16 protein-coding genes are annotated in these 22,776 nt (G+C 28.8%); 8 read left to right on the forward strand and 8 right to left on the reverse strand.

Features of this window, described 5'->3' with window-relative positions; genetic code table 11:
* Positions 1 to 21 precede the first annotated feature (21 nt).
* Positions 22 to 1,722 carry a M23 family metallopeptidase gene (locus tag SHK09_RS04730; RefSeq protein ID WP_319809629.1) on the forward strand — a complete coding sequence of 567 codons (1,701 nt, stop codon included), beginning with the start codon at positions 22 to 24 and terminating at the stop codon, positions 1,720 to 1,722.
* A gap of 7 nt (positions 1,723 to 1,729) precedes the next feature.
* Positions 1,730 to 4,177, forward strand: a complete 2,448-nt coding sequence (locus SHK09_RS04735; RefSeq protein WP_319809630.1) for a TonB-dependent receptor — start codon at positions 1,730 to 1,732, stop codon at positions 4,175 to 4,177.
* A 6-nt stretch (positions 4,178 to 4,183) separates the two neighbouring features.
* Here the strand turns inward: SHK09_RS04735 and SHK09_RS04740 are convergent, their stop codons facing one another.
* Entirely contained in the window at positions 4,184 to 4,597 is a 414-nt protein-coding gene (locus SHK09_RS04740) for a LuxR C-terminal-related transcriptional regulator (RefSeq protein ID WP_319809631.1), read from the reverse strand.
* Between the two features lie 90 nt (positions 4,598 to 4,687).
* Between SHK09_RS04740 and SHK09_RS04745 the strand changes: the two genes are divergently transcribed.
* Complete coding sequence (locus tag SHK09_RS04745) at positions 4,688 to 6,511, forward strand: ATP-binding protein (protein ID WP_319809632.1); 1,824 nt, start codon at positions 4,688 to 4,690, stop codon at positions 6,509 to 6,511.
* Positions 6,501 to 7,127, forward strand: a complete 627-nt coding sequence (locus tag SHK09_RS04750) for a response regulator transcription factor (RefSeq protein ID WP_319809633.1) — start codon at positions 6,501 to 6,503, stop codon at positions 7,125 to 7,127. The genes SHK09_RS04745 and SHK09_RS04750 overlap by 11 nt, the downstream gene beginning before the upstream one ends.
* Here the strand turns inward: SHK09_RS04750 and bcp are convergent.
* Positions 7,124 to 7,576, reverse strand: coding sequence for a thioredoxin-dependent thiol peroxidase (bcp, locus tag SHK09_RS04755; protein ID WP_319809634.1), 453 nt, complete (start codon positions 7,574 to 7,576; stop codon positions 7,124 to 7,126). The two genes, SHK09_RS04750 and bcp, sit on opposite strands and share 4 nt — an antisense overlap.
* 119 nt (positions 7,577 to 7,695) lie before the next feature.
* Between bcp and SHK09_RS04760 the strand changes: the two genes are divergently transcribed.
* Entirely contained in the window at positions 7,696 to 8,358 is a 663-nt protein-coding gene (locus SHK09_RS04760) for an endonuclease III (RefSeq protein WP_319809635.1), read from the forward strand.
* Positions 8,359 to 8,393: 35 nt separating this feature from the next.
* On the opposite strand, the gene SHK09_RS04765 is transcribed toward SHK09_RS04760, so the two are convergent.
* From SHK09_RS04765 to SHK09_RS04780, 4 genes are all read right to left on the reverse strand, one after another.
* On the reverse strand, positions 8,394 to 9,017 hold the full coding sequence (locus SHK09_RS04765; RefSeq protein ID WP_319809636.1) for an SDR family oxidoreductase: 624 nt from the start codon (positions 9,015 to 9,017) through the stop codon (positions 8,394 to 8,396).
* Between the two features lie 387 nt (positions 9,018 to 9,404).
* A complete protein-coding gene (locus SHK09_RS04770; protein ID WP_319809637.1) occupies positions 9,405 to 9,575 on the reverse strand; it encodes a hypothetical protein in 171 nt (56 codons plus the stop codon).
* Positions 9,576 to 9,593: 18 nt separating this feature from the next.
* Positions 9,594 to 13,424 (reverse strand): T9SS type A sorting domain-containing protein, encoded by a 3,831-nt coding sequence (locus SHK09_RS04775; RefSeq protein WP_319809638.1) that lies wholly within the window; start codon positions 13,422 to 13,424, stop codon positions 9,594 to 9,596.
* A gap of 202 nt (positions 13,425 to 13,626) precedes the next feature.
* Positions 13,627 to 14,214, reverse strand: a complete 588-nt coding sequence (locus SHK09_RS04780) for an RNA polymerase sigma factor (protein ID WP_319809639.1) — start codon at positions 14,212 to 14,214, stop codon at positions 13,627 to 13,629.
* Between the two features lie 215 nt (positions 14,215 to 14,429).
* On the opposite strand from SHK09_RS04780, the gene uvrA reads away from it, so the two are divergent.
* Positions 14,430 to 17,216, forward strand: coding sequence for an excinuclease ABC subunit UvrA (gene uvrA / locus SHK09_RS04785; protein WP_319809640.1), 2,787 nt, complete (start codon positions 14,430 to 14,432; stop codon positions 17,214 to 17,216).
* A 151-nt stretch (positions 17,217 to 17,367) separates the two neighbouring features.
* A complete protein-coding gene (locus tag SHK09_RS04790; protein ID WP_319809641.1) occupies positions 17,368 to 18,480 on the forward strand; it encodes a MauE/DoxX family redox-associated membrane protein in 1,113 nt (370 codons plus the stop codon).
* Between the two features lie 54 nt (positions 18,481 to 18,534).
* Here SHK09_RS04790 and SHK09_RS04795 read toward each other — a convergent pair whose 3' ends face one another.
* Both SHK09_RS04795 and SHK09_RS04800 read right to left on the reverse strand, forming a co-directional pair.
* Complete coding sequence (locus SHK09_RS04795) at positions 18,535 to 19,617, reverse strand: HmuY family protein (protein WP_319809642.1); 1,083 nt, start codon at positions 19,615 to 19,617, stop codon at positions 18,535 to 18,537.
* A gap of 25 nt (positions 19,618 to 19,642) precedes the next feature.
* Positions 19,643 to 21,772, reverse strand: a complete 2,130-nt coding sequence (locus SHK09_RS04800; protein WP_319809643.1) for a TonB-dependent receptor plug domain-containing protein — start codon at positions 21,770 to 21,772, stop codon at positions 19,643 to 19,645.
* 99 nt (positions 21,773 to 21,871) lie between these two features.
* Here SHK09_RS04800 and SHK09_RS04805 point away from each other — a divergent pair, with 99 nt between their 5' ends.
* Positions 21,872 to 22,774 (forward strand): DUF6607 family protein, encoded by a 903-nt coding sequence (locus SHK09_RS04805; RefSeq protein ID WP_319809644.1) that lies wholly within the window; start codon positions 21,872 to 21,874, stop codon positions 22,772 to 22,774.
* The last annotated feature ends 2 nt before the right edge of the window (positions 22,775 to 22,776 follow it).

Raw genomic sequence — 22,776 nt, forward strand, 5'->3', positions numbered from 1 at the left:
TTTTACATAAAATTATACTTTTTGAAACAGATACTTATCCTCTTACTATTTTTACCTCTTTTAAACTTTTCTCAAAAGAAATACCCAAAAGATTATTTTCAAAACCCTTTAGACATTCCTTTAATATTGTCTGGTACTTTTGGTGAATTACGTAGCAATCATTTTCACTCTGGTTTAGATATTAAAACACAAGGTAGGCAAGGTTTAAAAGTTTTAGCTGCTGCAGAAGGTTACGTGTCTAGAATTAAAGTGCAACAATATGGTTACGGAAAAGCAATATATGTAACACACCCAAATGGTTTTACGTCGGTTTACGGCCATTTAAGTAAGTTTAATGATGAAATTGAAGCTTATGTAAAGGAGATACAATATAAGAAAGAGAACTATGAAACGGGAAATCTATTTCCTAAAAAAGATAAATTCATATTAAAACAGGGTGAAATTATTGCTTATTCTGGTGATACAGGTGGTTCTGGAGGACCACACTTACATTTCGAAATAAGAAATACCAAAACAGAACATGTAATAAATCCTATGTTTTTTGGTATTGATATACCAGACTCTAAATCACCTACAATTCAATCTTTACAAGTTTACCCATTAAGTTTAGATGCAAGAATTAATCAACAATACAACAGTTTTAAGGTTGCTGTAAAAAGCCTTGGTAAAGGAAAATATACCACTAAAAGAATTTCTGCTAGCGGAACTATTGGTTTAGGTATAAATGTTTTTGATCGTTTAAATAAAGCAATCAATAAAAACGGAATATTTAGTCTTGAAATGTTGGTGAATGGAAAGCGACATTATTATCATGATGTAGAAACGTTTTCTTTTGCAGAAAGTAAATATCTTAATCTTTTAATAGATTATGAATATTTTAAAAAATATAGAAGTAGAATACAAAAAACCTTTAAAGTAGATAAAAACAAACTTTCTATTTACGGTGATTTAATAGACAATGGTAAAATTATAGTTAAAAACGGACTTAACTATTCTATTGAAATTATTGCAAAAGATTTTGCAGGAAACTCTAGCTCTCTTAAAATACCTATTGTAGGTAAAGAAAGTAATGCCATCTTTAAAAAACAAAAAGATACCACTGCGTATAAAATTATTGCTGCTAATTTTCAAAGATTTACAAAAGAAAATATTACCGTAGCTTTCCCTAAAAACACGTTTTACGATGATGTTTTTTTAGATATAAAAGTAAATAAAGGCATTGCTAAAATACATACACCAACTATTCCTTTAGATAAAAGTTACACATTAACATTTGATGTTTCTAAATATTCTGAAGCAAAAAAAGAACAACTATATATTGCAAATGTTGAGTATTCTAAATACCCAAGATACGTTTCTACTAAGAAAAAAGACAGTACTTTTTACACTACAACAAAAACTTTAGGTAAATACACTTTAAAAACTGATAATCAAAAACCTAAGGCTAAAATACTGTATATAAAAAACAACCAATGGATTAGCAAATCTAAAACTATTAATGTTAAAATTTCTGATATTGGTTCTGGTGTAAATAGCTGGCGTGCTACTATAGATGGTAAATGGATTCTAATGCAATACAATCATAAAAAAAAGATACTAACTTATAATTTTAGTGATAAAAAATTGGTTGGTAGCAAACATATCTTTAAAATTGTAGTCTCAGACAATGTTGGGAATACTACAGAACGTTCTATTTCGTTCTTTAAGAAACAAGTAAATTAACACATCCGTGAAGAAAATATTTCTACTTATTTTATTATTACCCTTTTGTGCATACGCTCAGAAAACAACCATTTTAAAAGGAACTGTTAAAAATAAAAACAAAAATCCTATCGAAAATGTATCTATAGAGTTTGGTAAAACAGGCACTGTAACAGATAAGAATGGTAACTATTCTCTTCGAATACCTTATGAGAAAGAAATAATTGTAAAATTTAGTCATATTTCTTACAAGATTTTTAACCACACTATAACTGCTACTAGTAGAAATGCAATACGCTTCTCTCCTATTCTATCTTTAAAATCAGAAAAACTAGCAGAAGTAATTGTAAAAGACAGAAGAAAAGAAGCTCAAGGAATTATAAGTATAGATGCCGCTAAAGCCAAAACCATAATTGGTGCAAATGCTGGTGTAGAAAATATTTTAATGACGTTGCCAGGTGTTAATAATAACAACGAACTAAGTACACAATACAATGTTAGAGGTGGTAATTTTGATGAAAACCTTGTTTATGTAAACGGTATTGAAGTTTATAGACCTTTTCTTGTTCGTTCTGGGCAACAAGAAGGTTTAAGTTTTATAAACCCTAATATGGTGCAGAATATCAATTTTTCTGCGGGAGGTTTTCAAGCTAAATACGGCGATAAACTATCTTCTGTTTTAGATATTACTTATAGAAAGCCAAGAGAAACAGCTACTTCTATAGACGCAAGTTTATTAGGCGGAAGTGTTACATTCGAAAGTCCGTTTTTAGATAACAAACTAACTATAATTACAAGTTTAAGATACAGAGACAATAGTTTATTTGTAAATAGTAAGCAAATAGAAACCAATTTTAGACCAAAATTTACAGACTTACAATCTTATATAACTTATAAGATTTCAGAAAAATTCTCTTTAAACTATTTAAGTAATTTTTCTATTAATAGTTACAATTACGAGCCTATTTCTAGAAGAACTCGTTTTGGTACTGTTGCAAACCCGCTAGAGTTAACCGTTTTTTATGACGGTAAAGAAGAAAACAATTATCTAACACTTTTTAATGCTATTTCTGGTGATTATAAAGTAGATGATAATTTGTCTTTTACTGGAACAATATCTAGTTACAATACTCAAGAAGAAGAATATTACGACATTGCAGCTTCTTATAATTTAGGTGAAGTAGATGCTAATATTGGCTCTGAAAACTTTGGTGAAGTAAATTTTGCACAAGGAATTGGATCTCAGTTAAACCATGCTAGAAACGATTTGGATGCTTTAATAAATAATGTACAAATTAGAGGTACTTATAAAAAAGAAAGACAACAATGGGATTTTGGTGTTAAATACCAAAATGAAGATATTAGAGAACGTATAAGAGAATGGGAAATAATCGATTCTCTAGGCTTTTCTGTTCGTCCACCAAATAGCATAGGAAATAATCAACCTTACGAACCTTATGATGAAAACTTAACGCCTTTTCAAAATATTAGAGAAGATAATAAAGTTAGCATCAATCGTTTTTCTGGTTTTCTTCAATTTAATGAGCGTTTGTTCATGGGAAATAATGAGGTTTGGTATAATTTTGGAATTAGAGCACAAAACTGGACTGTTAAATCTGGAGAAAACTCATCTAAAAGTCAGACAATTATTTCTCCTAGAGCTCAATTTTCTATAAAACCAAACTGGGAAAAAGACATGCTATTCCGTTTTTCTGCAGGTTGGTACTCTCAACCACCTTCTTACAGAGAGTTGAAAAATTATGACGGTCAAATAAACATTAACGTAAAGGCACAAAAATCTCTTCATTTAGTTGCAGGTATGGATTATAGTTTCGATTTGTGGGAAAGACCTTTTAAACTAACTACAGAATTATATTATAAAGATATAAGCGATGTAAACGCCTATTCTGTAGACAATGTTAGAATTAGATACAGAGCAGATAACATTACTACAGCTTATGCTCATGGTTTAGATGTGCGTTTAAATGGCGAGTTTGTTCCTGGTAGTGAAAGCTGGGTAAGTTTAGGTTACTTAAAAACAGAAGAAAACATAGATAATAGAGGTAATATTTCTAGGCCTTCAGACCAACGTATAAAACTTGGAATCTTATTTCAAGACTATGTACCTAATTTACCAAACTTAAAAGCCTATTTAAATTTGGTTTATAATACTGGCGTTCCAGGAGGCGCACCAGCATATGCAGATGTATACCAGTTTCAAGAACGATTAAGAGATTATAAACGTGCAGATTTAGGTGTTTCATATGTATTTACAGATGGTAACAAACAGTACAAAACGGGTTGGTTGTCTAAATTTAAAGAATTAACCGCTGGTTTAGAGCTTTTTAACATGTTCGATATTCAGAACTCAATTACCAATACTTGGGTAAGAGACGTAAATTCTAAAAGTCAGTTTGGTATACCTAATTTTATGACTGGTAGAGTTTTAAACTTTAAAGTAAGTATGAGATTATAAAAAAAACTACACGTAACTAAAATTTAATAACTTAAAAGCATTCGCATATTGATACCAATCGAAAATAGACTTTAAATTAAGTTTACTCTTTATGTGTTTTCTATGTGTAGAAACAGTACACGGTTCTATAAAAAGCGTTGCTGCTATTTCTACAGTCTTTTTTCCGTTAACAACCATTTTAAAAATTTCAATTTCTTTTTCGGTTAACAAAGCGAAGTTCTTTTTATTTAGAAGAACAAACTCCTTTTGCTTTTCTTGTTCTTCAGAAAATTGAATAAGGCTAGAAATATCATCTATAGAAATATTAAAAAAGTGTAAATAATCTTTAACAATATTTATAGGTAAATCATTTTTAGATGTTATTTCTAAAAACTGATTTTTATGACTTTGATACTCATCAAACAGTCTAATAACTCCCATAATAGTTTGGTTTTTTTTAGGTATATCAAATTTAATTTGTCTTCAAAAAAAAAAACCATACTTTAGTACAGTCTTTTACACCCAATTACTTTGAAGATTAAACTATTAATACCCATCTTATTCTTACCAATACTTATTTTCTCTCAAGAAAATTCTTCATCTGTTTATAAAGAATTAAAAACTTTTTATGCTGATAATAATCAGTCAAAAAATATTAAAGACATAATAAACGAATACACAAAAGGTAATTTTTATAAAGAAGAGAATCAAAAAATTTATAAAATTTTAGGTAATAAAACCTTGTGGCAACATTTCTTAATAAAATCATCTAAAAAAAACAGAAATAGTAAATATTTTACAATTTCTAATACCTATTTGCCCTATGGTAAAGTTTATTTAAAAAAAGGAACTAAAATAGATTCTCTTTACAGGGTTTCTAATACTGTTTTTTTTCCACATAAAAATATTTTTTATAGAAACCCAGTTTGGAAAATTCCTGTAGATTCAATTTTAGCTACAAGCGTTTTTCTAAAAGTTAGAAATAGTAGTGGCAGAACTAGAATGGCAATATATCTAGAAACAGAAAACGAATTTTTAGAACGTGTAGAAACAGAATATTTTTATTATGGTTTATTTATCTCTTTTTTAATTTCTATGACCTTAATATTGGTCTTTTTTGCAGTACTTAAAAAAGAATACGCTGTATTATTTTATGCTTTGTATATTATTACTGTTTTGTTCGAGTTTCTTGCTGGTAAAGGTTTAGGTGCACAATATTTTTGGTCAGACAGTGCTTTTTTTACAAATAATATTAGAAGTTTTAGTCAGACAGTTGGTGTATTTTGTATTGGTTCTTTTTACATGAAATTTTACAAATTAAAAGCTTCTCAAACTATTTCTAAAGGGCTTTTTAAATGGGGAACTATTATAACTATACCTATTATTCTATTATACTTTTACAAATACTTTTTCGGAGGATTAGTTGACTTATATTTAGTTGTTTGGACTGTTTTAAAAGTAATTATATTTATTTGGGTTTTAAACCATTTATATTTAACTATAAAAAAGCAGCTTCCTGTTTATTTAGTAATTGCTTTTATTTTGCCAATTCTTGCAGTAATTAATGGACAAATAATGAACCCCGATGTTCATAATAATTTAGCAATAAAATTAAGTGGCCCAAATATTTACTACATTACTTTGTCTTTAGAAATTTTATTATTTACACGATATATTTTTGGTGCTGTTATAGATACTCAAAGAAAATATTTTAAACTGAAAAAAGTAAGTGATGAGTTAAAATATAACTTTCAAAATAAAGCCTTAGAAATTCAACAACAAGAACGCAACAAATTAGTAAATAACGTACACGATACTTTTGGAGGATATTTAGAGGCTTTAAAACTACGTTTATTACAAAAGGCAGATAATACACCAGAGAAAATACAAGAAATCTTAGATGCTTTTTACAAAGATTATCGTTATTTATTAAACAGTTTATATGCTCCTAAAATTAATTCAGAAAACTTTATTACAAGTTTAATAGAATTTTGTGAAAAGTTAGATCAACTTACAAATCAAAAAATAAATTATACGTTTAATATTGATAATGTAGATTTACAACAAGAAAAATGTGTGCATCTATATCGAATAATTTCTGAATTAACAACAAATGCAATTAAGTATTCTGAAGCAACAGAAATAAATATTGAACTAAATCAACTATCAAAAAAACAAATACTATTAAAAGTATCTGATAATGGTATTGGTTTTAATAATAAAATTAATTCTAAGACAAGTTTTGGGCTGAATAGTGTAAAAGATAGAGTTGAACAAATAAATGGTTCTTTAGATATTATTACAAATAAAAAGGGTAGTTTATTTAAAATAGAAGTTTCTATAAATGATGAATAAAACGATCGAAATAGTAATTGCAGACGACAATCGTTTCTTTTGTGACGCTTTAAAAGACAGCTTAAATACTCACAAAGAATTACATATATTACACACATTTACAACATTAAAAGCACTTATAGAATATACAAATAATTATAATTTAGATGTTTTAATTTTAGATGTAAATTTTAATGGTGAGAGCTCTTTAAATTTTATTGATGAAATAAAAAGAAAAAATAAAGACTTTAAAATTATCGCATTAACTACAATGAATAATAATTTTATAAAAGAGAAAGCTATAAATAATGGTGTAGATATTTTTGTTGGAAAAGATGGTGATTTACAAAATTTTAAAGAAATAATTTTAAATTGTTTTTTTGATGCAACAATTCCAAATAAAAATACCTCATCTAAAATAAATATAGAGAATTATACATTTACAAAACGAAAATTAGAAGTTCTACAAGCACTATATATACATTCTAATAAAAATGAGAAAGAACTTTCTACCATATTAAATATAACAGAAAGTTCTCTAAAATCTCACAAAAGAGAATTATTTGAAATTACACATACTAAAAGCACTCCAGAATTAATAAAATTCGGAATTCAAAAAGGCTTAATTGTAGCTTAATCTAAAATTTGAGCAGCGTGAGCTTTCGTTTTTACTTTTAAGATAATATCTGCAATAACTCCATTTTCATCAATAACAAATGTTGTTCTATGAATACCATCATATTCTTTTCCCATAAACTTCTTTGGTCCCCAAACATTAAAAGCTTCTATTACAGCTTTATCTTCATCTGCTAAAAGCGGAAAAGGAAGTTCGTGTTTATTAATCCAATTTTGTTGTCTTTTTGCAGAATCTGCACTTACACCTAAAACGTCATATCCTTTTGCTAAAAAAGACTGATAATTGTCTCTCAAATCACATGCTTCATTTGTACAACCAGGTGTACTTGCTTTTGGATAAAAGAATAACACTAATTTTTTACCAGCATAATCTGCTAATTTAACGGTGTTACCTGCATTGTCTTTTGCTTCAAATTGTGGAGCCTTATCTCCTATTTTTAATGATGTCATTTTTATTTAGTTTCTAAGTTACAAAGTAGGCAAGTTACAAAGTCTTAAAACAAATCCCTAAAACTTACTTTAAAAATTACTTTACAACGTTGTATATTTGTTGGTATTAAAATTAAAGAATGACAAAGCAAGAGAAAGTTCAGTTTGTAATTGATACACTTGAAGAAAAGTACCCAGAAATTCCAATTCCTTTAGATCACAAAGATCCTTTTACTTTATTAGTGGCTGTTTTACTATCTGCACAATGTACAGACGTTCGTGTAAATAAGATAACGCCTCTTCTGTTTGCTAAAGCAGACAATCCTTTTGATATGGTTAAAATGTCTGTCGAAGAAATTAAGGCAATTATTCGTCCTTGTGGTTTATCTCCAATGAAAAGTAAAGGAATACATGGTTTGTCTCAAATTTTAATTGATAAATATAACGGCGAAGTTCCGCAAAGTTTTGAAGGTTTAGAAGAATTACCAGCTGTAGGTCATAAAACGGCAGGTGTAGTTATGAGTCAGGCTTTTGGTGTACCTGCTTTTCCTGTAGATACACATATTTTAAGATTGATGTTTCGTTGGAATTTAAGCAACGGAAAAAGTGTGGCTCAAACAGAAAAAGATGCAAAAAGATTGTTTCCTAAAGAATTATGGAACGATTTACATTTACAAATTATTTGGTATGGTAGAGAATATTCACCTGCAAGAGGTTGGAATTTAGAAAACGATATTATTACGAAGACTGTTGGTAGAAAAACAGTAATAAACGAATATTATAAAACAAAAAAAACACCTTAATTAAGGTGTTTTTTTTAAGTATCTAACTTAACTTATTAACTAGGTATTGCTTCTCCTATTAAAGTATCTCCTTCTATAATTTCGAAAGTATTATTAATTGCTGCAGAATCATGTAAAGCATGTACTAATGTCTGTGCTACATCATCTCTACTAATTTTACCAGATTTATTTAATTTACTACTTAATTCAATTTTACCTTTTCCTTTATCATCATTTAAAGATCCTGGTCTTACAATAGAATATGGTAAATTACTTTCTCTTAAATAAATATCTGCATTTTGTTTTGCTTTTAAATAATCTTGAAGTTCATCTGAACTTTCTGGGTTGTCTGCCCCCATAGAACTTAACATTACAAATTTTCTAACATTTGCTTTTTTACCAGCATCTATTAACCTTTTAGCCCCTTCTTGGTCTACTTCTTTAACTTTTTTTCCACCAGAACCAGCGGCAAATATAATTTTATCTATATTTTCTGTGGTAAATGAAACATCCTTTTCTAAGTCTGCTAAAACAGTTTTTATATTTTTATCTTCAAATTGCTTTTTTTGATCTTCTTTACGGACCATAGCAACTGGATTAAAATATTGTGATGTTTGTAATAAGTTTACTATTTTTTTTCCTGTGGTACCATTTGCACCTGCTACTAATATATTTTCCATGACTGCAAGGTCTAAATAAAAAGGATTCTTTTTTGCCTCATATAGAATAAAAAATGATGCATATAAAAAAAAGCCTCAACGTTAGTTGAAGCTTTTTCCTCTCTTAATTCAAATTCAATTCAATGAAATCATTTGATTTGGTTTTTACAACTCGCAACGATTTGGAAAAATTAATCAAAAATTGAACTGTTTCTTGTTTAGGTTGCATCTGTATACCAGAAGACTTTTTAGAGTAAAGTTGCATCATATATATTATTTTCTGTTTATTATATAAGTAGAACGTTACTTTTTTTCATTTATTATACTGTTTGTCAATAAACTAGAAAAAAAAATAAAAAAAACGAGTTGCAAGAGCAACTCGTTTTTTAATTTATTAAAAATTAATTATTAAAAACCATCTCCCGGAGCTGCAGGACTTAGAGCTTGTGCTTTCTGTGGGTTTAAAATAAGATAGGTACCTAAGGCTGTTAAAGCTGCATATTTACCATAATTTCCTATTTTCTTAAGAGCATCTTTTCTTGTAATATCTTCTGGTTTATTTTCTATATTTTTCTTCATTTCTGTTTAAAATATGTATTATTTAATAATTATTTTTTTTATTATTTCATTTTGCTCTGTAGAATTTAATTTTATAATATAAAATCCTTTTGCAAATTGATTTACATCTATAGATGCTTTTGTGTCTTGTAATTTTTCTGAAAGTACTTGTTTTCCTAAAAGATTAAAGATTTTTAATTTTGTGTTTTTAGAAGTTAGGCCGTTTACTTTTAAAATATTCCCATCAGTAATAAATACAGAGGTATTTAAAGCATTATTATCTACTACTCCTAAAGTTTTTGTTAAATCTTTGGTTGTTGTATGCAAGTAAAAGCGCTCTTTTTTATCACTGCTAGCAACTTCTGTAGTATACCCTTCTGTTGCAGTATCTAATCGATAGAATTTACTATTTTTTCTATCTTCTAAAAATACTTTATAACCAGTTGGCAATTCTGAAATTACAGCATTTAAAGTAACTTCTGTTGTGCTTTTAACAACTAAACCAATTGGAACTACCATTTTCTCATAATCTGAATTTGGTAATACCTGTAAGGCTAAATCAATATTTAAGTTAGAGGTATCTGTTACTAATTTTGTAAACAATCTTATCGAACTTGTTGTTGATAAGCCTCCTGTAAACTGACCTGCATCAAAACCTTCATCTAAACCAGTGGTTGTATTTTTAAAATACTTTACTTCACTCCTTTTAATTGTAGCGCCTGCTTTAGCTTCTAGCTTAATTTCAAAAGGATTATTTGACGATTTAAAAAATGTTGCAGTTTCATGACTACGCATTGTTGGGTCTATTTTAAATATAGCTCCATTATTTTTTGCGTTTACAAAGAAACCCTGTCCTGGTGAAACAAACGTTGTAGCAGTAGTTGCTTGGTTAACTACAGTATAATCATTCGTAGCATTGTTCCATAAATACAAAGATTTAAAACCTGTTTCGAAAACAGTAGCATTATTGTCTAATATATTATTTGTTGAATTACCTGTAATATTTATAGGTAAAAATGCTAAATATGGATTTCCTACTAAATTCCAACCAGAAACGTTTTTAGTAAGTACCTTATTTACAGAACTAGCAGTTGCAGAACCTTCTAATTGTAATTCACTGGTATCACTTAATAATACACTATATGCATCCCCAAAATTAAAATCGTCAGAGCTAGTAGCACCATCTTGGTAATAAGTCCAACCTGCATTTCCATCATTATAAAAACCAATACCTCTATTACTACCTTGGCCAGTTGCCAATGCATTATTTGTAGCAAAAACATCTTTATTTTGAGCTAATGGAGCCGCTACAATATGCCATTTTTTATCACCTAAAATATTACGTTTAAAAGCGATTGTACCAATAGGATCTGTTTGTGTAATTAAACTACTACTACTTGTGCTACTAGAGTTAAATTCTAAAACACCTTCTATTGTAATACTTCCTGCGACAGCACTTGTAACATCATCTATAATTACAGTTTTACCTGCAGGAATAGTAACTCTACTTTTAATTGTTGGCACTGTTCCATCTCCCCAAATTGTAGGGTCGTTCCATGCAAGAGAAGTTGCTGTACTTGTAATACTTGTATTTGTTAAATAAGAAAAAACTCTTGGTTGATTATCTTTAACAACATCTGTATAAATAACATATGGTACATTGTTATCATCTATTTTAAGGTATAATTTATTTGCTTCACCAAAAGAAAAACTTGAAGCACCTAAAAGTTCCCATTGAGAATTTACATTGTTATATTTTCTTACAGAAACTTTTTCATCTGAAGCTTTATAAACGGCATAAGGTGTCGCTGTATTATCAAATTCTAAACCAATACTTTCTATGTTAACAGGAATACCAGTAACATTAAAGTCGTCCCAACTATTGGTTACATTATTATAGGTTTTAATAACCGCTTGCTTTCCTATAGGTTGATCTTCTATAACATGAGAATAGTATAGCATATTATTACTATCTATTTTTAATATTTCGATTTTGCTACTAGGGCTAAAATTAGTTGCTGTTGGTATTCCAGCAGCTAAGAGTTCCCATGATGATAAAGCTGTATTATATTTCATTACAATATACTCTTCTGTATCAAAATTTAAAAAACCCATATATGTTACATTATTAGTATCAATTAAAACACTAATTCCACCAATAAATCCCGGACTTAATCCTGCTGTCTCAAAAGGTTGCAAGCTATCTCCATTAATTTTATTTACAATAGGTAAAAATAAATTGTAATCTAAATAAGTTATTAAAACATCTTTATTATTATCTAAAGAAAGTATAGGGCTAAATCCTACTCCTACATCAATAGATGCTAAAACATTTACCCAGTCTTGTCCATTAAATTTAAGCAACTTAATTGCAGGAGAAGGAGGTAGTGGTTCTGCACCAACTTTATTAAGAACCCTTTTAATCTTTGTTTTATTTAAAGGAGGCGGACCTCCACCTTGTACAAAATGGGTAAATGCAATATAAGGCACATTGTCTTTACCTATTATAAAAGATAATTCTGATGATGCATTTATTTCAGAAATCTCGAAATTTGGTACCCCAATCGAATTCCATTTTGTTCCGTTAAACTTAGCAACAGTAAGTTTATTTCCATCATTTAAATACGCAACATAAGGTGAGTTATTACTATCTAAAGCTGTTACTAATTCACCATCTACGCTTTCAAAGGCAAATTCTGTAGAAGTATCTGCACTAATATTAGTCCAATTTGCAAAAGGCAATTTGCTAAACTTATAAACTGATGTTTTATTTTTGTTAAATTCGCTATCTTGATACGCTACAAAAAGATTACCATTACTATCTACAGCTATTTGTTGTGCAAACGAAAAAGCATTAACAGCATTGGGTAATGTTGGGTTAATAAAGTTCCAACCCGGGTTTAAAGGATCATTATAAAGTACCCTTGTGCTACTATTATCTCTGTCTCTATATATTTCATAAAGTACATCATCATTTCCTATGATTAAACTTATTTGATGTGTATTTTCGCCAAAATTACTTCCGTAATAAGACCAAGATGTACCATCATGCGACAGTACAACATTCTCTCCACCAACGCCTCCACCTTCGCTTAATGCTAAAAAAAGTTTATTATTACTATCTATGGCAAGGCTTAAATTTACTGTATAAGTTTCAAGTGATGCATAGTCTAAATGTGCTGTTTTTACAAACTCCCAAGAAGTACCGTTAAAGCGAGATACAAAAGCTCTTCTCGAATAATCTGTACCTGTCATTTGATATGCAACATAAACTACATTGTTACTATCAATAGCTAAACTATTATAAGCAGTTTGACCAACAGTAAAACCTATATTTCCAACAACAATCCATGTAGAAGTTAAATCATCAAACTTCATTACAGTCGTTTTACCAGAATTAGCGCCATCTGAAAAAGCTATATATGGTATTCCTAAGTTATCTATGGCCATATCTAATGACCTTGCACTACCAGTTGTAAAATCTACAGAACCAAGAGTAACCCAATTAGCCCCATCTAATTTTAATACAGTTGCCTTACCTTCCGTACCATCTTTGTAAGCTAAATAAGGTACATTATTATGAATAACTAAATTTAAATCTGATGCAAAACCTGAAGAAAAATCATCATTTCCAACAACTGCCCAATTACCAGTTATTGCATCTCTTTTCTTTACAGTTATTTTACCGCCATTATTATTAATATTATCTGTTGTGTAAGCAAGGTAAGTGTTCCCATTTCCATCTATTTCTAATTGTTGATTTTCATGACCTCCTTCGAAATCTTCACCTACAATTTCCCATTGAGCATTACTACTTTGTATCTGAAAGAAGAAAATACATAAGCAGACAAAAAATAATTTTTTAACCATTTTATTTGTTTTTAGTTTACACAAACTTATAGTGCTAAATGGAGAATAAAAAAAATATGTCGTGAACTGCCACTTTTTTGTCGTGAATGAACTTTTATTTGAATATGAAGCAATAATTACAATACTATTAAGACCTAAAAAGACCTTTGCAATTTAATTACAAAGGTCTTTTAAAATCAAAACAAATAATTGTGTGTATAAATTAATTAACTAGAATAATTTTATGTTTATCTATTAATTTACGCATATTTATTAAGGCATAGCGCATTCTACCTAAAGCGGTATTTATGCTTACACCAGTATTTTCGCTAATTTCTTTAAAACTCATATCTTTATACATGCGCATTACCAAAACTTCTTTTTGTTCTTCTGGTAGTTCATTTATAAGTTCCCTTACATCATCGTAAATCTGTTCTTGTATTAATTGTTTTTCAGCATTTAAGCTTCCATCGTGTAGAACAGAAAAAATATCAAATTCGTCTGTATTCTTAAAAGATGGCATTCTATTATTTTTTCTAAAATAATCGATTACCAAATTATGCGCAATTCGCATAACCCAAGGCAAAAACTTACCTTCTTCATTATAATTACCTTTTTTTAAAGTTCTAATTACTTTTATAAAAGTATCCTGAAAAATATCTTCTGTAAGGTCTTTATCTTGTATTTTACTATATATAAAACTAAATAAGCGCTGTTGGTGTCTATTAATTAAAACGGATAAAGAAGCTTCCTTTCCATTTATATAATCACTAACTAAAACACTGTCTGAGATTGAATTTGTACGTACCATAATTACTTTTAGAGAGGCGAAAGGGCCTTTCTATATTATTAATTGTTAATAATTTTAAAGTAATTTTTTTACTATATACGTCTAATTTAGTGTGGTTTATATATTACAAATATGAATGTTTTTTCTTAATACAACAAACTTTTTGTAAAAAAAGATTTTACTCACTGTAAAATGAGCTTATTTTTTGGTAAATTTATAGCTTATATTATTGATACATGAAGATAGATATTTCAAAAGTAAATCCTAAAGAAAACATCATTATTAAAGGAGCAAAACTCCATAATTTAAAAAATATAGATGTTGTAATACCTAGAAATAAATTGGTAGTAATTACAGGACTTTCTGGTTCTGGAAAATCTTCTTTAGCCTTTGATACACTGTATGCAGAAGGACAAAGGCGTTATGTAGAAAGTTTAAGTTCGTATGCAAGACAGTTCTTAGGAAAGCTGCATAAACCAAAAGTAGATTACATAAAAGGAATTGCACCTGCAATTGCTATTGAACAAAAAGTAAATTCTACAAATCCGCGTTCTACTGTGGGTACATCAACAGAAATTTACGATTATATAAAATTACTATTCGCAAGAGTTGGTAAAACCTACTCTCCTATTTCTGGAGATGAAGTTAAAAAAGATACAGTTTCTGATGTTGTTAAATTTATAAAAAAATTCGACGATAATACAAAACTGTTACTACTTGCACCTATAGTTATCGATGAAGACAGAGATTTAAAAACGGTTTTGCAAGTTTTAGAACAACAAGGGTATGCACGTTTAAAATGGAATGATAAAGTTTATAAAATTTCAGACTTTCCGCAGAAAGATTTTAAAGAAGAACCTTTACTCTTAGTAGTAGATCGAATAGTAACAAAAGATAATGAAGACTTCTATAATCGTTTAGCAGACGCAATTCAAACTGCTTTTTTTGAAGGAAAAGGTATTTGTTTTATAGAAAATTTAGCAGACAATAAGGTAACAGAGTTTAGTAATAAGTTTGCTTTAGACGGTCTTACATTTTTAGAACCAAATACACATTTGTTTAGTTTTAATAACCCATACGGAGCTTGCCCAACTTGCGAAGGTTATGGTAATGTAATTGGTATAGATGAAGATTTAGTGATTCCTAATACTGGTTTATCTATTATGGAAGACGCCATTTTTCCTTTTAAAACACCTTCTTACATTCATTATAAAGAAGACTTAATAGAAGTTGCTTATCAATTTAATATTCCTATTCACAAACCTTGGTTCGAATTATCCGATGAACAAAAAGAATTGGTTTGGGAAGGAAATAAATCTTTTCACGGAATTCATCATTTTTTTACAGTTTTAGAAGAAAAAAGTTATAAAATACAGAATAGAGTAATGCTTTCTCGCTATCGCGGAAAAACAAAATGTACTACATGTAATGGTAAACGCCTTCGTGACGAAACTAATTATGTAAAAATTAATAATAAGAACATATCAGATTTAGTTGCACTTCCATTAGATGAATTAGCAGTATTTTTTAATAATTTAAAATTAGACAAATACGAAGCTAAAATAGGAAAACGTTTATTAACAGAAATAAATAATAGATTACAGTTTTTAACAGACGTTGGTTTAAATTATTTAACCATTAATAGAACTTCAAATACACTTTCTGGTGGTGAAAGTCAGCGTATAAACTTAGCAACCTCATTAGGTAGTTCTTTAGTAGGTTCTATGTATATTTTAGATGAACCAAGCATTGGTTTACACCCAAAAGACACAGAAAGGTTAATAGGCGTTTTAAAAGATTTAAGAGATTTAGGCAACACTGTAATTGTTGTAGAGCATGATGAAGACATTATGAGGGAAGCAGATTATATTATAGATATTGGCCCAGAAGCAGGTACTTTTGGTGGTCATGTAGTTGCTGAAGGAGATTTTAAAGAAATTTTAAAATCAGACTCTTTAACGGCTAAATATTTAAATGAAGATTTAAAGATTGAAGTTCCTAGAAAACGAAGAACATCAGTAAATAAAATAGAAATTGTAGGCGCTAGAGAAAATAATTTACAAAATATAGATGTTACGTTTCCTTTAAACTGCTTGTCTGTAATTACCGGCGTTTCTGGTTCTGGAAAAAGTACTTTGGTAAAGAAAATACTATACCCAACAATGCAAAAAAAACTTGTTGGTTATGGCGAAAAAATTGGACAACATACAGAAGTTAAAGGAAATTTCGAAACCATAAAACATGTAGAATTTATAGATCAAAACCCAATTGGGCGTTCTTCTCGTTCTAACCCAGTAACATATATAAAAGCCTATGATGATATTAGAGCTTTATATGCAAATCAGAAATTATCTAGTATAAGAAACTACAAACCAAAACATTTTTCTTTTAATGTAGAAGGTGGTAGATGTGAAGTGTGTAAAGGAGAAGGTGAAGTTACTATAGAAATGCAATTTATGGCAGACGTACATTTAGAATGTGATGTTTGTAACGGAAAACGATTTAAAAAAGAAGTTTTAGAAATAAAGTTTGACGGAAAATCTATTGATGATATTTTAAACCTAACAATAGACGATGCAGTTGCTTTTTTCTCTGAAAACTTGGTTACAAAAATTGCCAATAAACTAAAACCTTTACAAGATGTTGGTTTAGGTTATGTGCAATTAGGGCAATCTTCTTCTACCCTTTCTGGTGGTGAAGCACAACGTATAAAATTAGCATCATTTTTAGTAAAAGGAAACACAAAAGACAAAGCTTTATTTATTTTTGATGAACCAACAACAGGTTTACATTTTCACGATATTAAAAAGTTATTAGCAAGTTTTAATGCGTTAATAGATCGTGGTCATTCTATTGTTGTTATCGAACATAATATAGAATTAATTAAATGTGCAGATTATATTATAGATCTAGGTTTAGAAGGTGGTAAAAATGGTGGTAACCTTATTTTTCAAGGAACACCAGAAGAATTAGCGAAAAATAAGAATTCTTATACAGCTAAGTATTTAGCAGAGAAATTGTAGCTTTAGAAGCTATTTCCTGCTTTCACTACTCGCTTTTTTTATCCTTAAAAAAGGACTAAAAAAGAGCTCAAACAAACCGTTCAATCAGGGCTAAACTTGTTTGCAAACAAATTGGAAACAGAATTAGGTAAATAAATTTTAATAAAGTAAAATGTTCACAAACCTAACAGACAAAGAAAAAGTAAATTGGGTACGTATTATTGCAATTCTTGCCGTTTTGGTACTAATGGTCTATGCACCAAAATTATGGCTTACTACAAAAGTTTTTCCTGTAATTCCTTTGTTTAATTGGTTGCCAATACCTACAAATCCATTAGATTACATCTTAGGTGGTTTTTTCTTTATTATACAAATTGTTTATATTTTTCAGAATAAAAGATGGCAAGGTTGGTTAATTCTTTTACTTTACCTTTATTTAGCTTTAATAGATCAAAATAGACTTCAACCCTACTTTTATCAGAGTTTTTTAACCATTTTAGCTATTGAAATATTTCCAAAAAAAACAGATTATAGAAAAGTATTGTACGCTGTAATTCTTATCTTTTTTGCTACTTATTTCTGGAGCGGAATTCAGAAACTTAACGAAGCATTTTATTCACAATGGTTAAGTGCTTTAGAAAAACATTTTAGCTTTTTACCTCATATCTTTTTAGAATTTTTTACTTATTTAGTTCCTTGGTTAGAAGCATCTATGGGTGTTTTATTGTTGTTTAATAAAACAAGAAAGTTTGGAGTAGTGTTTATTCTAGCCATGCATGGTATTATTACGCTATTACTATTTTACTTAGGTTATGGTTACAATGTTGTACCCTGGAATATTCAGAATATGGTTTCTGTAGTTGTAATTTTCTGGACTTTAAAAACAACTAATGCATTTGATTTCTTTCTAAAATTCATCAACAAACAAAAGATAGTAATTTTAATATTTACCGTATTTCTACCATTCGCAAATAACCTAACTGGTTTTTATGACAATTTACTTTCTTTTCACTTTTTTACAGCAGATTTAAACTACTATAATATTTTTTTAAGTGAAGAGTTAGAAGATGCATTACCAGAACATATTCAAGATTTTTATAGATACCAAAACGGTAAAGCATACTTAAACATGAATGAATGGGCACAATATGATAATAAAGTATTGTTTTACCCAGAAGATAGAATTATAAAATATACAGATACTTATTTACGCTCTTTTGCAGAAAACCCAACTAAAGAAAATTTAACAGAATTGGTTGTTTATAATCAAGATTACAAGAAATAAAAAAACCGTTTAAATTTTTATTTAAACGGTCTTTCCAACTAAAATTAGAAAAAACTACTGTAATAAACTATATATAAATTTAGGATAACCACGCTCTCCCGCTTCGTTTGTTAACGCTAAAAATTTTAGTTTATATAAATTACCGCTGGTATCATTTACTACATAAAACACGTTTTCTTTTAATGAAGGTAAACTTCCTGGTCCTCCTCCATTTCTCCAGCTACTACCAATACTGCGTTGGTCTTCTGTAAACTTTGTAGAATCTACGTCTGTTAAAGAAAAACTATCATATGTATAAGTAGCTACATCTGTATCAATAACATAAGCATTAGCGCTTGCCTTTGTATTATTTATAACATAATCTGAATATCCGTAAGAACCATAACCAGGAATTTCATTTGTAAAAACTGTGAAATTTAAATCCCAATTTTCTTTTTCTGGCGCAACTAGAACTTCATTTTCTGTATTAAAACTAAAAAACGTAAAATTATGCGTTGTACTTTTAGATATTGTTACTTCTTTATGAGTTGTAGCATCTAAATCTGCATATTGTAAAACGTAAGAATTTCCGCTTTTTAAGATTCTAATTTTCTTCCATCCTCTTGAGTTACCAGAAATAGCGACACTTCCTGTTGCTGGAGTATCTGTTCCTACCTCATATCCTAAATTTATTAAATAAACATTATTATTTGCATCTGTAGTAGAAACTTCTGCAATTGCTGTTTCTGTTAAAGCTCCGTTTGGGGCATCTACATAAGCTGTATTTGCTGCATCAAAAGTACCTACAGCAACCTTAGATTGTAATTCTTGTACTTCTGTTGTATTCGAGTTAATTGCATCTATATCTAAAGAAGACAACTTACCTGCAGCCATATAAAGAGAACTATTTAAGGTAACTCTAAAACCTGAACCGGCATAAAAACCTAAATCCCAAGAATCTCTTTTTACTGCACTAGTTGTATTTGTACTTAAATCTATATAAACTTGGTTTGGCTCGTTTGGCCCACCAACTTCTGGTGAAATTGCTGCTCCGTCAATTACAACAACTATTGGCGCTATAGGTGAATTTTCTGAACTACAACTTGTAAAAGAAAATATAGTTGCACATAAAATAAAAGTTAAAAATTTGTTTGTCATGATTTTAATATTTAATAGTTAGTGTTTAAAATTTAAGGTTATATAGTAATTTTAAGTAATAAGAACGCCCGTAGCCTAATAATAGAGAACTATTGTTTGAGGCATGTGTTGCTCCATCTGCACCTGTATTGCTTACATTTACATTCGTAACATCAAAAAGGTTTCTACCTCCTAAAGTTGCTTGAATTTGATCTTTAAAAAATGATTTTTTTATAGAAGCGTCTACCCAATTATAAGCGCTTGTAGTAGATTTAGAAAATATAGAATTGCCATTTTGATCTGTACCAGATGAGATATAATTTTGCTGATTACCGTTATGTTTAAACAAAACAGTTAATGCAGTATTCCATTTTTTAATATTATAGTTTGCACTTGTATTTAATTGAAATGAATACAAGAATTCGTTTTCTGCATTTACTTCATTATTTGCTATTCTAGAAATACCTTGTAAAGTAGCGCCTAAATTAAAAGTGAAATTGTTTGTTTTAATACTGTTTTCAGAAGATATTCCCCATAATTTATAAGCATCAATATTAATATATTGGTATTGTAGCGGAGTAGGATTTACAATTGCTAAATCTATTTTATCTGCAACATCTAAATAACTAATTTTTAAAGTATTTAATAAAGAAAACTCTTTTATGTAACTGTATTTTTTTAAGTTAATAAATGCTGTAAATCCGTTTTCTGGATTCAAGTTTTCATTACCTCTTACATCATGATTAGAGTCTACAAAGTAATAATACAGTTCTTCGAAATTTGGAGTTCTATAAGAAGTACCAATGTTACCTCGCAATTCAAAACCATTTTTCATTAAATATCGTGCGCTAATAGAGGCTAATATTTTAGAATTGAATAACGAATTGTATTCATATCGTATACCTGGTCTTATTAAAAAAGTATCGGAAAACTTAAATTCTGAAGAACCATAAATGGCGTAGTTTTGTTGTGATTGGGTTTTATCTATTTGCGTAACATTACCAGAAGCTTGTGTATCAAAACCACTAATAAACCTTGTTTCATACCCTAATTGAAAGTTTAAAAAATCACTTTTTACAAGGTTATTTATGCTCCCTTTAGAAAAGAAAACTTTACTAGATTGATATACTTCATCTGTTTCATTACTTCTTTCTTTACTTAAAATATAGTAATTGTATTCATTTAAATATCGTTTTTGTTGTTGATATGAAAGTGCTACATTATAATTAGCACCAGAATTTAAATTACCTATTAAATTTATATTGTTTACAAACCTATTTGTTGTGAAATTTTTATCTGTTGCAGAAGGGTTACTTGTTTGTGCATCTGTATCTATGTTTGCTCTTACAGCCGTATCGCTGTAGTTAATTAGTTCGTTAAAATATTCGAACTTATAAAATAGTTGAAACTTATCTTTCTTATAATGCACAAAAGCATTAGAATTTAATTGTTCTTTTGGTAACCAATCATATCCTCTTAAACCATCATTTTTATAATAGTTCTCTCCTTGTTTTCCGTTGTAAAAACCCGCAAATTGATTGTGATTTATACCTGCTCTAACAAACCAATTTTTATTAATGTTATTAGCAATACTTAATGCCTGTATATGTCTACCTTCATTAAACCAAGCGTATTCATCACTTACAGTTTCCTCTTGCAAAGAGGCTTTAATATTCCATTTATTATTAATCGATTTTTTTGTGATAATATTTATTACTCCAGATACTGCATTTGCGCCATACTCTACACCCATTGCACCTTCTACAATTTCAATACGCTCTATATCATCTAAATTAATTTGAGTTAAATCAATATTATTTCCTAGACCATTATCACTTACTAAAGGAATATTATCAACTAAAATATTAAAATACTGCGAATCTAATCCGAAGAAAGAAATAGTAGATTTTCCTGTTTGCGAACTTGGTACAATTGTTAAATTTAAATTGAAATTTAATAAATCTGCTAAGTTGTTTGCAGCTTGTCTTTCTATTTGCTCTCTTTTAATAACGGTAACATTGTGTACAGATTTTTTTATCGATTGTGGATTGTATTGCCCAGTAATAACAATTTCATCTAAAGTGGTAATTTTTGTTGAATCTTTTTCTTTCTCTTGACAAAAAGATGAAAAAGCAGCTAGCATTAAAATAATGGTAATTTCTTTATTTAGAAACATTCTTAATAATTTTCGACAAATATATATCCTTATTTTAATTCAATCTAAATAAATTTTATATTTTTGTCAAAAATAATTCAAAAATATAAATAACAAAAAATGAATAAAATACTTTTTAACTGTGTAGTATTTCTCTTAGCAATATCTATAAATGCACAAAACAAAAAAACGAAAGACAAAAATGCAATTAAAGAAATGTGCGGTTGTTTTGAGGTAACCTTCAATTTTGCAGAAACATTTAACTATAGTAAAGATGAAAACTACAAACCTTCTAAAACAAAAATGGATAGAGGCTTGGAATGGGCTACTTTGGTTAAAGATGAAAATAATAAGATAGTTATTCAGCATTTATTACAAGTAGGAAATCCTAACGATCCTATGATTATTAAACACTGGAGACAAGACTGGGAATATGAAAATAAAGATTTTTACATGTTTAATGGAGATAACAATTGGACTTTTATACAGAAAAATAATAGAGATGTAAAAAAACAGTGGACACAAAAAGTATATCAAGTAGATGATAGTCCACGTTACGAAGGCTCTGGAACTTGGGTTCATGTAGATGGAAAAAGTTATTGGGAAAGTGAAACAACCGCACCTTTACCAAGAAGAGAATACACTAAAAGAAGCGACTATAATATTACTTTAAGAGGTAACAGACATGAAATTACTAGTTATGGTTGGGTTCATGACCAAAACAATAGTAAAATTATTAGAGAAGCTGGTAAAAAGGATGTCTTATTAGCTAAAGAAAAAGGATATAATACGTATAATAAAGTTGCTGATAGTAAGTGTAAAGCTGCATCTGATTGGTGGACTACTAAAAATGAAAAATGGCAGCTAGTTAGAAATAAATGGGATACTATTTTTAGTAGAAATAAAAATTTATCATTAGAAGCAAAAGTAGATAATAAGCCTTTATACAAACATTTATTTACAGATAATAATATTGAAGAAGAAGAGTTAAACCAGATTATAGAATCATTTGTAAAAAAATAAAA

Origin of the sequence: Polaribacter sp. PL03 (assembly GCF_033875165.1) — a bacterium.
Classification (GTDB): Bacteria; Bacteroidota; Bacteroidia; order Flavobacteriales; family Flavobacteriaceae; genus Polaribacter.

Excerpts from the sequence above, each read along its gene's own strand:
- SHK09_RS04740 (WP_319809631.1), bottom strand. The coding sequence starts at position 4,597 with ATGGGAGTTATTAGACTGTTTGATGAGTATCAAAGTCATAAAAATCAG.
- SHK09_RS04750 (WP_319809633.1), top strand. The coding sequence starts at position 6,501 with ATGATGAATAAAACGATCGAAATAGTAATTGCAGACGACAATCGTTTC.
- bcp (WP_319809634.1), bottom strand. The coding sequence starts at position 7,576 with ATGACATCATTAAAAATAGGAGATAAGGCTCCACAATTTGAAGCAAAA.
- SHK09_RS04760 (WP_319809635.1), top strand. The coding sequence starts at position 7,696 with ATGACAAAGCAAGAGAAAGTTCAGTTTGTAATTGATACACTTGAAGAA.
- SHK09_RS04765 (WP_319809636.1), bottom strand. The coding sequence starts at position 9,017 with ATGGAAAATATATTAGTAGCAGGTGCAAATGGTACCACAGGAAAAAAA.
- SHK09_RS04770 (WP_319809637.1), bottom strand. The coding sequence starts at position 9,575 with ATGAAGAAAAATATAGAAAATAAACCAGAAGATATTACAAGAAAAGAT.
- SHK09_RS04775 (WP_319809638.1), bottom strand. The coding sequence starts at position 13,424 with ATGGTTAAAAAATTATTTTTTGTCTGCTTATGTATTTTCTTCTTTCAG.
- SHK09_RS04780 (WP_319809639.1), bottom strand. The coding sequence starts at position 14,214 with ATGGTACGTACAAATTCAATCTCAGACAGTGTTTTAGTTAGTGATTAT.
- uvrA (WP_319809640.1), top strand. The coding sequence starts at position 14,430 with ATGAAGATAGATATTTCAAAAGTAAATCCTAAAGAAAACATCATTATT.
- SHK09_RS04790 (WP_319809641.1), top strand. The coding sequence starts at position 17,368 with ATGTTCACAAACCTAACAGACAAAGAAAAAGTAAATTGGGTACGTATT.
- SHK09_RS04795 (WP_319809642.1), bottom strand. The coding sequence starts at position 19,617 with ATGACAAACAAATTTTTAACTTTTATTTTATGTGCAACTATATTTTCT.
- SHK09_RS04800 (WP_319809643.1), bottom strand. The coding sequence starts at position 21,772 with ATGTTTCTAAATAAAGAAATTACCATTATTTTAATGCTAGCTGCTTTT.
- SHK09_RS04805 (WP_319809644.1), top strand. The coding sequence starts at position 21,872 with ATGAATAAAATACTTTTTAACTGTGTAGTATTTCTCTTAGCAATATCT.